The sequence below is a fragment of the Pseudomonas sp. NPDC087342 genome (genome assembly GCF_044744265.1).
In the GTDB taxonomy this organism is placed as follows: Bacteria; Pseudomonadota; Gammaproteobacteria; order Pseudomonadales; family Pseudomonadaceae; genus Aquipseudomonas; species Aquipseudomonas nunensis.
In genome coordinates this window covers 174235-186969 of the sequence record NZ_JBIUXZ010000009.1, presented here as the reverse complement: position 1 = coordinate 186969, position 12735 = coordinate 174235, and the positions used below count along the sequence as shown (strand labels likewise).

Sequence of the window (12735 nt, the reverse complement as noted above, 5' to 3'; positions counted from 1 at the left end):
GCCCAGCAATGACAAAAGGGAGATTCCATTGATCAAGCAGTGTGTCGCAGGAATGGTCGCGATAGTGATATGTGGCGCGGTATGGGCAGCGAGCAGTGAGGATGAGGCGGCTGCACTGGCAAGCTTAAATGAGGCACAGAAGCTGTACGAGAATCGACCCCAAGGTACGCCCAATCAGGCGGGCACGCGGACTCTCTCGAAGAGGGATATCAATGACTGCGTGACTCAGATGACCGAAGCGAAGAACAAGCTCGATGTCGTGAAGAAGCAGTACGGTTCGACCAAAGCCTATCAGTCCATGCAGACACATATGTTGACTGGTCAGGTTCGTGGTCGTCTGGGAACCTGCAAGCAGACCAAGGACACATTGGGATATTGACGGCCCCTCTTTTGAAATGCTGCCATGCGTGGGTATGGTCTGATCTCGAACGTTTCGTGGTAAGGGAGGGGCATCAGGATTACTTGCACCATGGGCCCCAAGTGGGGGGATCCTCGATGATGTCTATTGATGTGCTCAGCTCGTACTGCATGAGCTCAAAAACCCTGTCCAGAGTCGGATGGGCCTTTGAGTCTCTCAATGTGCTCACCAGTTGCAACAGCTCACGACCCTGAGTTAAGGACATTTGAACGTCGCAGTACACTATGTCGTCATCGTTCTTCATTCCCATCGGCACATCCTCGCAGAATGTTCTTCGTCTCCAGTTCATACGGCCTGGCGTTGGTGCGCGCCCCTTCGGGGAGGGGATGTCGTAAACCGAGCCTTGGCGCAAGCGCCGGCCTCTCGGCCCTTCGGGCTTCCATCCCACACGCCTGCGCGCTCCGCTTACCGTGCTATTTAGCCGCGTGAACACCTGCCTTCGGTTCGAGCGGACACTCAGGCTGAGCTAGATCCAAAGCCCAATGGGCTCTACCCCTTCGAGAGCTCAAGCTTCAAAAAAAGCACGGCAGGCGCTCATGAAAGCAGTTGCGTCATTCAAAGCTCGGTGCTGCCTGGTTGTTGGCAGTAGGCGATAAATGTCACTAGCCGCCTCCCTACCCACCAACACCTCTAAAGGCTTCAACTCGAAGGTAGGTATCAGATCTGCTGCCTCGTAGAGCACATCTAGCCAAAAACCGTCCTGAGGTGAATCACTGCAAAGCACCTGGCCTGAAAACAGCTGATTCATATTTCTCGCTACAGCATCTGGGTTATCACCTTCCTTAAGCAAATGATCCTGAGTGAGACCGTGCATGTCTTGCGCATCGAACGACCAGTGCGTCCAGTACCGGACTGGCTTGATAAGCGAACTGAAGGAGGTCTCACTCGACACGACGGCAACTTCAATCGGATAACTGTCAGGAGCTATTCCAGAAGCTTCAAAATCAATGAAAAAAGAAGGTCGTTCCACCTTGCTGCTCCTGTTTGAGGCTACGATTTTCAGCGGTATCACCTACTGGTGTGCTTGCGCCGCCATAGCTCGAACCAGCCGCTCTAGCTGGTAGGAGCCTGTGCAGCTCGGTGATTTTTCAGATGCTGCATCTCACGCTCCCATTCAGTCAGAAATTTATCCCAGTCTGTCGCGTAGGGCCCATCAGTGACTCTGGTTGATCCGATGCTCGCTTGCAGAAAGCGTTCGCGCCAGGGCTGCGGGATATCACGCTCCAAGATGATGTCGACTACGGAGTTATGACGCATCACCGAGACAGAGTTACGAACCTCAATGAGTTCGAGTGGCTTATCGCTACAGAGGGTATCGTTTCGCTCTTGGACGTCGAGGCTATCAAGGATGGTGAGGAGTTCGGAGGCATTCGGATCACCAGGATGGAAGCTGGCAAGCGCCCACAGAACCCTTCGCCTAGTCCTCTCTCGTTCGCGGAGTAAATCGCAGGTCATTTCAGCCTCCTTTTGACACGGCTGGGCGGTGGTTTTGGCGTGCCGCCTCCGGCGGATGGCTGGCGTGAACCGAGCCGTGGCGAGCCACGTCTCGGCCCTACGGGCTTTCATCCAGCACGCCTGCGCGCTCCGCTTGCCCACAGGCCAAGATCCTTAGACTCGGGCCATAGTCATCCCTTACCTTAGACAGCCAGTATCTCAACGATGAAAAAACAAAGAGGCCATATTTGGTCTGCCGAGCACTGAAACCTACAATTGCCGCGATCAATGGGCTTGAGTCTGTTCCTCCCCCTTGCATACTGCCAGCGAGGGCGTGCTTCCCTTCTGTATGCGACTAAGCTCCCAACAACCTTGTTGTCAGCGATCAATCGTGGAACGTGGCAAAGATCTTCGAACCCAGCGCCCATCAATCCATGCGATCAGACAGCGTCGATCTGAGACATGTCTCCATTAGCCCAGTCTAGGAGAGCTAGCCAAAGTCCATGGGGAATAGTCGTACGACTCTCATGTCGATTGCGATATGAGAGTATCCGCAGCAGCTCAGGAGCTCGCTCAATAATGACTTCGCATACAGAGCGTAGCGCCTCAAAGGGGGCGGAGCTCATGCCAATGACCGAGCTGTGCTGCAGTTTACGTACAGATTGATAGGACTCCTCGATCTTGATCGGGTATTCGTGAGCGATCTGCAATGCCAGAACACAGAAGCGGTCGGCACCAAGCGTCGAGGCGAGGCGCTCGATTGCTTCGAGCTCATGCAGGTTGTTCCTCGTTAAGGCTATCAGATTCCGCACTCTTCCCCCGGTAGCTCCCTACCACTGTTCACTAATTCGCTCTCCTACTGCCCACGACTCCATCTGCTAGTCAGGCGGCATTGCCCAGCGAACCTGGATCTTGCCGCGCTCTGAAGCAAGTGGAGCAAGCGTTGCACGTACCCCACCCCCGACAGGCGTGTTACTTATGAAACTTGCTAAAGCGGCTCGAAAGGGTCGCTGGCTCAATGGTTTCCCAGCTTTCTGGATCCGCCGTAACGCTGAACATTATCCAAGCCCGCCACAGGAAAAAAGCAGCGACCATACTCGCTTCAATTGTCGCAAATACAGTAGTGTTATACATGTAATTCGGATCATCTTTGCCAAAGATCATCAGCACTGGAAATATTGATGCACACCAGCCTGCAACGAACGTCAGGCAAAAAGCTATGGCAGCCGTAAATGCCATAAAAATAGAAACTTGATACCTGTAGTGAGTCGCGAACATTTTTTCGCCACTCTCTTTCTGAAGTCCATATATAAAGCCATCGTTTTCTTCTTTTTTACTTTTATTTTTAAAAACGCCGTACAACGTCACGTTTTCGCCAGCTTCCAGTTCTTCGTAAAACTTATTCGTCAGCTGTAATTTCGGTATCACTGCCCCATCAATACTGACATTAGCCTTATAACCGCCACTTATACGATCCGTATGCCGAACGTAATCGACTGTCCCAGAAAACTTCACGCAATCAAATTTCATTACTACCTATCCCTGCCTTCGGTCAAAAAATCGCATTCGGCTCATGCCAGGAAGCCTTCGATCATGGTTGCAGGTGGGCACGCGGCGGCTTCAATGCACGCTTTATAGAGCGGCTCGCTTCAAGGCAACCGAGCCATGTCCCACTAGCCCGCTCTCCTGATCAAACCAACTCTTCTGACACCGTGACGCCCTGGTCGAAGACCGCCTAATGAACCTTATGACACGATAATATCACTATGATCTGTTTATCGGAACATGCTCCGCGTGGCTCTATCCTCGCTTTTGAGGATCCGTCTCATGCATCTGAAAGAAGCACTGGCAGGGGCGTTGCGTGGAGCTCGTGCTCATCAGGGGTTGGATTACGAAGAGTTGGCGGGGGCAACGCACAGAACGTACGTGGGGAAGCTTGAGCAGGCCCGAGCGAATGCGACGTTGGAGAAACTGGACGAGATCTCTGACTACCTAGGCCTCGATCTTTTGACTATGGTCACTCTTGCCATTGCTGCGCAGGGTGACGAACTTCCTTCCGAGGCTTTGCAACGTACTGCCCTGCGAATCAGGGAATTCGAAATTTCTGGAGGGTGGCAGTTAGTAGAGGAGCAATTCAGTGATGGAAAGCTCATCAAGCGCTCCCAGGGAAAGCCTAAGCAGCCCCTCAATGCGGACTCAATACGAGCCTTGAAAGCGCAAGGTTTCGACAGGAAAACAATCGCGGAAAAGCTCGGAATTGCTCGGACTACCGTTCAGAAGTATTGGAATACATAAACCTCCAGGCTATCGCGATCCCTCTTTCTTTACGTGATGTCTTTTGTGCTCGTGGCTACGGTGTATCCTTGGGCAAGGGTAAGCACTTGTGGTGTTGGCCATAACGTAGAGAGCAGCTTCGGATGGCTGAAATAGTGGGGGTATTTGGTCGATGAAGCACGTCAGACTGATTCGCCACGGGGAAAGCGCCGCGAACGCTGGAGAAGCCAGTTCGGATCACGCGAGCATCCCTCTTACGCCTAAAGGTGTAGAACAAGCGCGCCTAGTGGCCGGGTCATTCACCAAGTCCCCAGACCTGATTGTTGCTTCTCCGTTTTCCAGAGCTCAAGCAACTGCGATGCAGACAGTGGCTGCTTTCCCTTCAGTGCCGTTTGAAATATGGCCTATCCAAGAGTTCACCTACCTTGAGCCCGCACGGTGTATCAACACGACCGTTGCTCAGAGGCGAGATTGGGTGGAAGCATATTGGGCCAAAGCAGACCCCGCATTCACGGATGGTGAAGGTGCCGAGTCTTTCCTGGACTTTATATCTCGGGCTCAGTCTTTCTTGGATCGACTCGCAGAGCATCCTGCTCATGACATCGTAGTGTTTTCGCATGGGCAACTTATCAATGCCGTAGCGTGGCTGATCGAGCGCAAACCGCTCGGCATTGATGGCGATGCTATGGTGGACTGGCGTAAGTACGAGATCGCAAACCACGTGCCCAACTGCGGTGAGTGCCTGCTTTCGAAAGAACCCGACGAAGCCGGTTGGAGAGTCAGCCGGTCAGCCCCTGAGGAGCCACGAATGGACGCCGCTTGGGGCGTATCAGGCAGAGCCTACCAAGCGGTTCGTGATCCTGAGCGCCTGCTCATTGAAGAGCGCGCTGAAGCTCTCGCAGCTGCAGGCTATCCTCTGCCAGAGGATGATCCGGCTATGTACGCTGAGCAACGGTTGCAGGAGGCAAAAGCGGCTTTACGCCTATCATCCCCACGCCCTTCTGATAGAAAACTGTAGCGGGAGTGCGGGGAGTGACATTAGCAAGAGGTGTCACCTTGCTGGAAACACCTCCTACACATTCAACGACGAAAAATGCGATTTATCAGGATCAGCGCTGCAGCACCTATCGCGAGTGCGGCGACCGGTTTTTCCTTCAAGAACGTAGATACGCTGTCCAGTGTATCGCCGTAGGTTTTAGTCATCTGACCAGCTGCTTGATGGCCCGCACCTTCAGCTTCCATCTTCGAATCACCAATTAGTTTCCCGACTGCGCTCTGCGCCTTGCCGGCCAGCTTTTCTGCTACACCTTCTACTTGTTCGCTCTTCATGATTCATCAGACCTTCGTGTGTGAGAGGGGAGTTCCATACAGACTTGGTCGAGTGGCTACCAACACGACTTTAGGGGCGTGCGTCTGATGATTAGTTCAATGATGATGAGCTGTAGGGAATGTCAGGAAAGCGTCTACTCGTCACCCATGACTCGCGATGTTGATTTTTTAAGGAGCCCACATAAATGCCGAGTGAATACTCCCTGTCAGACGTTCTGGAAAGGATGTATCAAAACCAGCTCGCCTTGGAGGCAGCAATAATGGAGTTGACCCTCCACGTAGAAGCGCACGGTCATGCGGATGTAGGAGATAACGTCCGGGGCGCCTTGGAGGCAATCGGCGAGAACGCAGGCCACATAAAACAGGGCTTTGCGCGTCTCAGCAGGCTCCCATGACTCAGCCGCTATTTGATTTTGATCTCAAACGCGTTTCCCGTCCGCACTACATCACTGGAAAGGCCGCCATCAATTTCCCGCATCCAGGAAGCACTACAGGTGGGTGGCATTTCCTATCGTACTTCGACCGAGAGTCTGGCGTAGCCAAGGTTTCGCTCGCAGGCATTCACTATCCTGACACTACCAGTTTTTTCAGCGACGAAGGCATCGTTGACGTCACTGAGCATATGGCGAGGCTTGGCTGGTCTGTAGAAGGTCGGCAGCTCTACATGGCGGATCACTATCGAGCCACCGCCGACATGATCGCGAAGTGGACACTGAGCGAGTCCGAGCACTGCAATGTTGTGATTAATGAGTGGTTCCCATCCCCATCAGAGAAACAACGACTACTCGAGATACTGGACGCGGCAAAACCCAAGCTCTTCACGGTTGGCAGGCTGCACAAATTGGAGGTTTGGCTAAGCTCGCAGTAGCGACACTGCCGCACTATGGAAAACAGACGCCCTGGGGCGAGCTGAACGAGGGCAACGGATATGCGTAAAAAATCTCAGTCATGGTTTATCCCGCTCCTCATTCTGTTCGCAGCCCTCTGGGCCATGGGGAAAAAAGACATGCCCCCGACTACAGCACCGCTTAGCCAACAGACCACGCCGAACACGCCGAACACGTTAGCTTCTGCTCCATTACCAGCGGCCCCGCCAGCACAAATCCCTCCAGTCGATCAGTTCGTAAACGCGGGGAAGCTGAACCTGCGGAACCAGCCGGGAGGGGAAGTCATCTCGACCCTGAAGCGCGGCGACAGGGTACAAGTATTCGAAAAGAAAAATGACTGGGTTCGCATCAGCATGGACGGCCAGCCAGCCAAATGGCTATCGTCCAAAAGCCTTTGTGACGGAGCGAGCTGCTACGCAACTTCCAAGCCGGAACCAGTCCGTACAGCGCGACCGACTCCTCAGCAGATCCCTAGGCCGGCTTCAAGTTATGGATCATCTTGCCCTTGCTCTTCTGGAAACGTCTGTATTGGGCCGAGGGGGGGTAGGTACTGCATCACTTCTGGAGGAAACAAACGCTACGGCGTTTGATTCCATGTCTATGACGGCACACATGGGTACAGCCTTCAATTACGTACCGCCGGTTACTTCTCGGCCAGGCAACGTATCGGCTAACCCAGCGGTGCAGATCAGCTTGGGGCTGCTGTGAAAAAGAGTGAACTTCCCGTGAAAATCTGCCTTACCTGCGGCCTTCCCTTTACGTGGAGAAAGAAATGGGCACGCTGCTGGGAGGAGGTTCGCTACTGCTCGGAGCGCTGCCGGCGCAGCAAAAGCTGAACAAAAAAATTCCTGGAGGGGTTGGTATTCCCTGAGAAACCATTACGAGAGGTTCAAACCTATACCCTCAAATGACACATCATTCTTTATAAATAAAATTGCAAAGGCGTTACGGCTTTTTGCCTTTATTGCCCCCTGCATCCCCGCTCGGTATTCTTCCGAATGCAATGACCAGGGGCGCAGGTTAGCGCCGTCCAGCTTACAGGTTAAGAGAAAGCGGCCCCTCTGGTCGGCGTTATCACCTCAAGGAAGACCCGCTGATCTGATTCAGTGTGCCAATATTATCGGGCTGCTACTTTGAATTACAAAAGCTCCTCATAGGATCACTATGCGACTTTCAGATTTTATCCTCAAAAATCTTGAGCTTATTCTGCAAGCCTGGGAACAATTTGCCAGATCCGTAGATACACCGATGCCGCCGATGGACTCGCGTGGATTGAGGGATCATGCAGAGTACATTTTGAGGAATGTAGCGAGTGATATGCGGAGGACGCATTCTCCGCTGCCACAGGGTGTCGAACCTCAAAAGCTGGAGGCCACTCCTGAGGATGTCACCGCAGCCCAAGTTCACGCGCAGACTCGCCTTATGGCGGGTTTCACGCTTGATCAGATGGTCTCCGAATATCGCGCCCTCCGTTCGAGTGTACTTAGACTTTGGCTGGCTCAAGGGTACGCGGGTGAAGACCATCAAGTTGAGGACATGATTCAATTCAACGAGGCTGTAGATCAAGCGCTTGTAGAGGCAGTCACCGCTTATGGTATAGCGGCAGAGAAAACGCGAAAGACAGTCCTAGGTGTATTGGGCCACGACTTGCGCACTCCATTAGGCGCTGTGACTCTGGGCGCCGATCTGCTGAGGCAGAGTGAAGAATTGGGTAGCCATGGGAAAAGATTAATTTCCCAGATTTCCCTCAGTGCCCAAAACGCCAACCAGATGGTGAACGACCTGCTCGACCTGGCACGCTGCAACCTTGGCACCGGCATCCCGGTACGACCGGAAAACGCCGATCTCGCGTCCATTTGTAAATCTGTCGTCGATGAACTCTCAATTGCCCATCCCAACGCGAAAATCCTTTTCAACAAGCCAGGCCCACTAAAGGGCCATTACGACCCCCAGCGCATTGCTCAAGCCTTCTCAAATCTCATTGGTAACGCCGTGCGCCATGGCGATTCTCAGCAGCCTATCAATGTCTCATTGGGCGTTGAAAGCACCAGTACGTTTTTTAGCGTGCAAAATTATGGTGAACCGATTCCCTCCAGTGTGCTATCCACTCTTTTCGATCCGGAGGGTCGCTATTCCCGACATTCCAATAATGATAAAGGAGTATCTTCAGGGCTCGGCTTGGGGCTGTTCATCGCGGCTCAGATTGTAGAAGGCCATGGAGGAACCATCGAGGTCGAATCGACGTTGGAGAAAGGAACGCTTTTCCGCGTCGTATTGCCCGTTGGCTGATGACCAACGCTCAGAATTGTGCCCGACGAGAAATCTATATTATTTGCTTTGCTGTCTATCGATAGCTTTGGTCAAAACCCGGATTATCGACACCGTTAAGAGTTGATAATCAAGCAGGGGCCAAAAGGCTCCTGACTTCAGCGATCATCAAATCAATCTTGAATGGCTTGGCCAGTACGGCATTGAACAAGTCAGACCTCTGCATGCCGATGTGTGCTTGTGCGCCGCTCATCAAGATAATCGGCAGGTGACTTACGGAAGGTAAGGCTCGCACGGCTGTGGCGAACTCGAGACCATCCATGACGGGCATCATGAAGTCCGTAATGATCAGTGATGGTCGCTCGCGCTCCAGTACCTCAAGCCCTTTCTGCCCATTGCTGGCTTTCACGACCATGAAGCCCTCGTCCTCCAGCGCATAGCCAAGAATATCTGCGATCAAATACTCGTCGTCGACGACCAAGATGGTGGTCATGTCAATTCAACCCGAATCCAAGACTTAGGACGTAGAACCAGGCAGCGCTGAGTGATTAGAAACTGGCGGTTCATTTCTTGAAGCCTTTTTCAGGTCAACGTCTTGGTCACGGATGACGACCTCGAATCGCGAGGGGTCATAAGAGCTATCTCGTACTTTAAGAATTGAAATTGTTCTGCTTAGTTCAGAGTAATTCTCGAAGAAGCGCATGAGTATGAGGTTGTCAACGATGCTGGACAGATCGGAGTTCGGAGCGCTGACCTCGGAGCCGAATAAATCTCGCATCTCCCATGAGGCCAACACAGTTACCCCCCTGGATCGCAACTCGTTCATCAAAGCACTGTAGAAGTCTGTGATTCGCGCAGGGTTCGTCGAAACCCGCGTCATGCCGCTCAGGCTATCGATGAACAAACGCTTGATTCCTTTTTCCTCAACCAAACTTAACAGCCGTGCGCCCAAGCCATCCAGCAGGCCTTCGGTGGTGGGTTGCCAAGCAATACTCAGCGCACCGCTTCGTTCCATTCCTTTGATGTCGATCCCAAGCGATTGACCCTTTAGGCGCAAACGCTCTGGGCTTTCATAGAAGCCAAAATGAAGTCCAGGGGCATCAACGGTCGACTCGCTTAGAAACTTAAGGCCCAAGGTTGTTTTACCGATTCCGGAGGGCCCCATGAGTAGCGTAACGCTGGAACTGTACAATCCGCCGCCGAGAATGATGTCCAATGAGGCAACACCACTGGCGATGCGCGTCATATCGGCGCTGTCATTTGACGAAGGGCGACTGTAAAGGGTCTCCAAGCGTGGATAGACCACCAAGCCGTGGTCGTTGATCTCACACTCATGAAGCCCGGTCAGGGCCCCGCTACCGCGAGTCTTGCGAAGTTGGATGCGGCGCACGGAGCGAGTGCCATACAGCTCTTCGCCCATTTCAATGACGCCGTCGACCATTGTGTGCTCAGGGCTGCCGTCATCTAGCCGGGAACTGGTCAGGAACAACACAGTACAGCCGGCGAAAGCGGCATGGCCTTGAAGCTCGGAGATAAATTTCTTGGTGTCGATGGGGGAGTCGGCCTTGGAGCGCGCATTGAGCAATCCATCCACCACCATCACAGTAGCTTTCTGGCGGCTGATCTCGCGTCGCAGCAACTTTACTACTTCATCGAGCCCCTCATTCTCCAGGGTGTCGAAGGCGCTGACAAACTGGATTTCAGCCCCCACCATGGACGCATCGAAAAAGCTCAATGTCGAAAGAAATTGGAAAAGGCGATCATGGGACTCGGCAAGCAATGTAGCGACCAAAACTCGGCCACCATTTCGGGCATGATGGAACCCCAATTGATTGGCCAAGATGGTTTTACCAGACCCCGGACGACCCTGAATAATATAGGAAGAGCCTGAGACCAGACCTCCCTTGAGCAGAGCATCCAGTCCTTCGATTCCGCTTTGAAGGCGATTTAGCGTTTCCACATTGCGACCCTGATCTGAAACAGGCTGTTGAAGCCGAATACGTGAATGCTAACTCCATTTTCACGTGGGAGCTATCTCACTTTCAGACCCTAGATGAGAGGAGAAATATTTTCTGATACGTGAATTCCATTGGTACTGGGGACAACGAAACCGTTGATCGAAGCGATGGGCAAACGGATCTACATCCGCCATCACGGACTCTTCAGTGGAGTCCAACCGCTGGATATTTTGAGCAAAGAAAGCGCCGTAAATGCAAGCCTTGGACGTCATTCAGTAGCCTCCAAGGGCGGTACACCATCGCGCCAATGCATAGCTGCGGAATCATAGGATGCCGTGAACGCGCAGATCAGCGCTGCGAGTTGAATCCTGCGCGACACACCGCTGCTACTTTACAACCTGAATTAGACTCGCGTGTACGTTTTGCAGTGGGCCGTGCGCCTGATTCTTGCCTCTTCTTTCAACTCGGCCACCAAGGTTGCGATTGCATGGCTGTTGACCAGCTTGGTCGAATCTAAACCGACGACCGTAAGCTGTTCCCTTTCCGTACTGGCGTCGAGCAACTGAACAGTCATGCGATTGTCCGCGAATATGGAGCAAATGCATTTGGCAGGCAGGAATGCTGTCTCAATAATGTGTCTTAGTTCCAAGTGTGAAAGCATGTGAAATCCCTCTACATTAATCCTTACGCTCATAGCGATTTGAGATGAGGATAAAACTTATAAATCTAAATTCGTTTCGAAGGTTGTCTCGAAGCCGGCGACAAATCTCCACGACTCAGATCTTCCACAGAGCGCGTATAAGCCAACGTGGCCACCTGTATTAAAATTTTCCTCTCTTCCGTACCGATGATTCCCTTCTCTCGAAAATTGTCAGCTAAGCGCAGTAATTCGTCGTATTGATCCTGCGCCCCCATTCGGGCTTCCGGATTCACAAGCAACTCATGCCAAGTGGAAAAGGCCTCCACCTTCGGGTCGTCGTTCATGATCAAATCTCCACAGTGATATGAACAATGGATGCCCGTACGCATTGAGGGTTTCCCCTTACACGACGTGCGGTAGTCGATGTCTCCATATTGCTTCCCTTGAGGACTCATGGTGTCGAAGCTAGACCTACACCAACCCCTTCTCTTTAGGATCAGGCAGGGCGAGGCTCACGCCAAAAGAGGCCGCAGTGACAATTGATTTGAACGCCAGCCCTTAAGCGCTTTCTATCTAGGTACATGGGCATCGGTAACCAAGGCAATGGTCGTTTGTAATCGACGCCTGGAAGCTAAAGGGACGGAAGATCTGCGCAATGATTAGAGGTAATAACCAGCGAAAATTTTTCACCGCCCTCAGACCATCCTTGATTCTGACCGGCCTCGGCTTGCTGACTGCGTGCGCCGTTAACACTACGCCGTCCTATGTCGTTGCACCGGGTGAGGAAAAGACAGCCACTACGCGCGCACTGGATACCGGTGCCGCTCTACTTCAATCGCGCCCGCCCATCGATGAACTCAATGCCTACCTGGATGGTTTCCATTTTTACAGTGGCCATCCCGAGGCTCAAATGGAGGCTCATCACTATTGCTCCATTCTCAATGAGCAGGTGATCCAGTGCGTGATCTATGATGGAAATCGCAAGGATGCGAAGCTCATGGGGGTGGAATACATCATCGATGAGCAGCTATTTGCTAAATTGCCGAACGCTGAAAAAGCGCTTTGGCACAGCCATGTTCATGAAGTGAAGTCGGGCCAACTGATTGCTCCTGGCATTCCGGACGTTGCAGAACATGCGCTTATGGAAAAGCTCATCCATACCTATGGCAAGACTTGGCATACGTGGCACACCGACCTCAACAAAGAGTTACCGCTAGGCGTACCGCAACTGATGATGGGATTCACAGCTGATGGCCAGATCAACCAGCAACTGGTAACCGACCGGGACAAAAGATTTGGCGTCGATAGCTCTCGGAAAAAGAACGCCCGTGCCGCCATCCCTATCCCACCTATAGATCCAGGTGCTGATGCTTGGCGCAATGGAAAGGGCTTTCAAATCGAAGATCCGACTGGCAATGAGCATCTGCACTGAATCATCAAGCTGACTGGCTAGCCTTTGGACTTTTCGCGAGTCAGCACTGCCGGAAAAACCAGTCACAGGTTCCGTCTAGGGTGATAGATGGGGCA

At 52.6% G+C, this 12735-nt stretch carries 16 protein-coding genes and 1 pseudogene; 9 read left to right on the top strand and 8 right to left on the bottom strand.

What is annotated here, in order from left to right:
• Nucleotides 1-28 precede the first annotated feature (28 nt).
• On the top strand, nucleotides 29-379 hold the full coding sequence (locus ACIOYV_RS19885) for a hypothetical protein (protein WP_401326277.1): 351 nt from the start codon (nucleotides 29-31) through the stop codon (nucleotides 377-379).
• Between the two features lie 544 nt (nucleotides 380-923).
• Here the strand turns inward: ACIOYV_RS19885 and ACIOYV_RS19880 are convergent.
• The 3 genes from ACIOYV_RS19880 to ACIOYV_RS19870 form a co-directional block, all read right to left on the bottom strand.
• Nucleotides 924-1388 (bottom strand): hypothetical protein, encoded by a 465-nt coding sequence (locus tag ACIOYV_RS19880; RefSeq protein ID WP_401326274.1) that lies wholly within the window; start codon nucleotides 1386-1388, stop codon nucleotides 924-926.
• An 83-nt stretch (nucleotides 1389-1471) separates the two neighbouring features.
• On the bottom strand, nucleotides 1472-1873 hold the full coding sequence (locus ACIOYV_RS19875; RefSeq protein WP_401326272.1) for a hypothetical protein: 402 nt from the start codon (nucleotides 1871-1873) through the stop codon (nucleotides 1472-1474).
• A 951-nt stretch (nucleotides 1874-2824) separates the two neighbouring features.
• The gene (locus tag ACIOYV_RS19870; RefSeq protein ID WP_401326269.1) at nucleotides 2825-3382 is read right to left on the bottom strand and encodes a hypothetical protein; all 558 of its coding nucleotides are present in this window, start codon (nucleotides 3380-3382) and stop codon (nucleotides 2825-2827) included.
• A 297-nt stretch (nucleotides 3383-3679) separates the two neighbouring features.
• On the opposite strand from ACIOYV_RS19870, the gene ACIOYV_RS19865 reads away from it, so the two are divergent.
• Both ACIOYV_RS19865 and ACIOYV_RS19860 read left to right on the top strand, forming a co-directional pair.
• Nucleotides 3680-4147, top strand: a complete 468-nt coding sequence (locus ACIOYV_RS19865) for a helix-turn-helix domain-containing protein (protein ID WP_401326266.1) — start codon at nucleotides 3680-3682, stop codon at nucleotides 4145-4147.
• A gap of 151 nt (nucleotides 4148-4298) precedes the next feature.
• Nucleotides 4299-4907: pseudogene (locus ACIOYV_RS19860) on the top strand (histidine phosphatase family protein); the annotation flags it as partial.
• A 299-nt stretch (nucleotides 4908-5206) separates the two neighbouring features.
• Here the strand turns inward: ACIOYV_RS19860 and ACIOYV_RS19855 are convergent.
• Complete coding sequence (locus ACIOYV_RS19855; RefSeq protein ID WP_322220874.1) at nucleotides 5207-5455, bottom strand: CsbD family protein; 249 nt, start codon at nucleotides 5453-5455, stop codon at nucleotides 5207-5209.
• A 185-nt stretch (nucleotides 5456-5640) separates the two neighbouring features.
• Between ACIOYV_RS19855 and ACIOYV_RS19850 the strand changes: the two genes are divergently transcribed.
• The 5 genes from ACIOYV_RS19850 to ACIOYV_RS19830 all read left to right on the top strand — a co-directional run bounded on the left by ACIOYV_RS19850 (nucleotide 5641) and on the right by ACIOYV_RS19830 (nucleotide 8631).
• The gene (locus ACIOYV_RS19850) at nucleotides 5641-5850 is read left to right on the top strand and encodes a hypothetical protein (protein WP_322220875.1); all 210 of its coding nucleotides are present in this window, start codon (nucleotides 5641-5643) and stop codon (nucleotides 5848-5850) included.
• Entirely contained in the window at nucleotides 5847-6323 is a 477-nt protein-coding gene (locus tag ACIOYV_RS19845; RefSeq protein WP_401326263.1) for a hypothetical protein, read from the top strand. The genes ACIOYV_RS19850 and ACIOYV_RS19845 overlap by 4 nt, the downstream gene beginning before the upstream one ends.
• A 60-nt stretch (nucleotides 6324-6383) precedes the next feature.
• Nucleotides 6384-6932, top strand: a complete 549-nt coding sequence (locus ACIOYV_RS19840; protein WP_401326261.1) for an SH3 domain-containing protein — start codon at nucleotides 6384-6386, stop codon at nucleotides 6930-6932.
• 114 nt (nucleotides 6933-7046) lie between these two features.
• The gene (locus tag ACIOYV_RS19835) at nucleotides 7047-7178 is read left to right on the top strand and encodes a DUF2256 domain-containing protein (RefSeq protein WP_093543617.1); all 132 of its coding nucleotides are present in this window, start codon (nucleotides 7047-7049) and stop codon (nucleotides 7176-7178) included.
• A 328-nt stretch (nucleotides 7179-7506) separates the two neighbouring features.
• Nucleotides 7507-8631: a sensor histidine kinase KdpD gene (locus ACIOYV_RS19830; RefSeq protein WP_093543615.1), complete on the top strand. Its 1125-nt coding sequence runs from the start codon at nucleotides 7507-7509 to the stop codon at nucleotides 8629-8631.
• Nucleotides 8632-8740: 109 nt separating this feature from the next.
• On the opposite strand, the gene ACIOYV_RS19825 is transcribed toward ACIOYV_RS19830, so the two are convergent.
• From ACIOYV_RS19825 to ACIOYV_RS19810, 4 genes are all read right to left on the bottom strand, one after another.
• On the bottom strand, nucleotides 8741-9103 hold the full coding sequence (locus ACIOYV_RS19825; protein WP_093543612.1) for a response regulator: 363 nt from the start codon (nucleotides 9101-9103) through the stop codon (nucleotides 8741-8743).
• Between the two features lie 24 nt (nucleotides 9104-9127).
• Nucleotides 9128-10570, bottom strand: a complete 1443-nt coding sequence (locus ACIOYV_RS19820; protein WP_093543609.1) for an ATPase domain-containing protein — start codon at nucleotides 10568-10570, stop codon at nucleotides 9128-9130.
• A gap of 401 nt (nucleotides 10571-10971) precedes the next feature.
• Nucleotides 10972-11229 (bottom strand): DUF1652 domain-containing protein, encoded by a 258-nt coding sequence (locus ACIOYV_RS19815; RefSeq protein ID WP_093543606.1) that lies wholly within the window; start codon nucleotides 11227-11229, stop codon nucleotides 10972-10974.
• Between the two features lie 65 nt (nucleotides 11230-11294).
• Nucleotides 11295-11552: a hypothetical protein gene (locus ACIOYV_RS19810; RefSeq protein WP_116030782.1), complete on the bottom strand. Its 258-nt coding sequence runs from the start codon at nucleotides 11550-11552 to the stop codon at nucleotides 11295-11297.
• A 311-nt stretch (nucleotides 11553-11863) separates the two neighbouring features.
• Between ACIOYV_RS19810 and ACIOYV_RS19805 the strand changes: the two genes are divergently transcribed.
• On the top strand, nucleotides 11864-12640 hold the full coding sequence (locus ACIOYV_RS19805; RefSeq protein WP_093543601.1) for an OBAP family protein: 777 nt from the start codon (nucleotides 11864-11866) through the stop codon (nucleotides 12638-12640).
• Nucleotides 12641-12735: the final 95 nt, after the last annotated feature.

What these genes read in the sequence shown, in the direction of transcription:
- ACIOYV_RS19810 (WP_116030782.1), bottom strand. Translation starts at nt 11,552, where the DNA reads ATGAACGACGACCCGAAGGTGGAGGCCTTTTCCACTTGGCATGAGTTG.
- ACIOYV_RS19805 (WP_093543601.1), top strand. Translation starts at nt 11,864, where the DNA reads ATGATTAGAGGTAATAACCAGCGAAAATTTTTCACCGCCCTCAGACCA.
- ACIOYV_RS19870 (WP_401326269.1), bottom strand. Translation starts at nt 3,382, where the DNA reads ATGAAATTTGATTGCGTGAAGTTTTCTGGGACAGTCGATTACGTTCGG.
- ACIOYV_RS19865 (WP_401326266.1), top strand. Translation starts at nt 3,680, where the DNA reads ATGCATCTGAAAGAAGCACTGGCAGGGGCGTTGCGTGGAGCTCGTGCT.
- ACIOYV_RS19830 (WP_093543615.1), top strand. Translation starts at nt 7,507, where the DNA reads ATGCGACTTTCAGATTTTATCCTCAAAAATCTTGAGCTTATTCTGCAA.
- ACIOYV_RS19850 (WP_322220875.1), top strand. Translation starts at nt 5,641, where the DNA reads ATGCCGAGTGAATACTCCCTGTCAGACGTTCTGGAAAGGATGTATCAA.
- ACIOYV_RS19855 (WP_322220874.1), bottom strand. Translation starts at nt 5,455, where the DNA reads ATGAAGAGCGAACAAGTAGAAGGTGTAGCAGAAAAGCTGGCCGGCAAG.
- ACIOYV_RS19815 (WP_093543606.1), bottom strand. Translation starts at nt 11,229, where the DNA reads ATGCTTTCACACTTGGAACTAAGACACATTATTGAGACAGCATTCCTG.
- ACIOYV_RS19875 (WP_401326272.1), bottom strand. Translation starts at nt 1,873, where the DNA reads ATGACCTGCGATTTACTCCGCGAACGAGAGAGGACTAGGCGAAGGGTT.
- ACIOYV_RS19840 (WP_401326261.1), top strand. Translation starts at nt 6,384, where the DNA reads ATGCGTAAAAAATCTCAGTCATGGTTTATCCCGCTCCTCATTCTGTTC.
- ACIOYV_RS19825 (WP_093543612.1), bottom strand. Translation starts at nt 9,103, where the DNA reads ATGACCACCATCTTGGTCGTCGACGACGAGTATTTGATCGCAGATATT.
- ACIOYV_RS19845 (WP_401326263.1), top strand. Translation starts at nt 5,847, where the DNA reads ATGACTCAGCCGCTATTTGATTTTGATCTCAAACGCGTTTCCCGTCCG.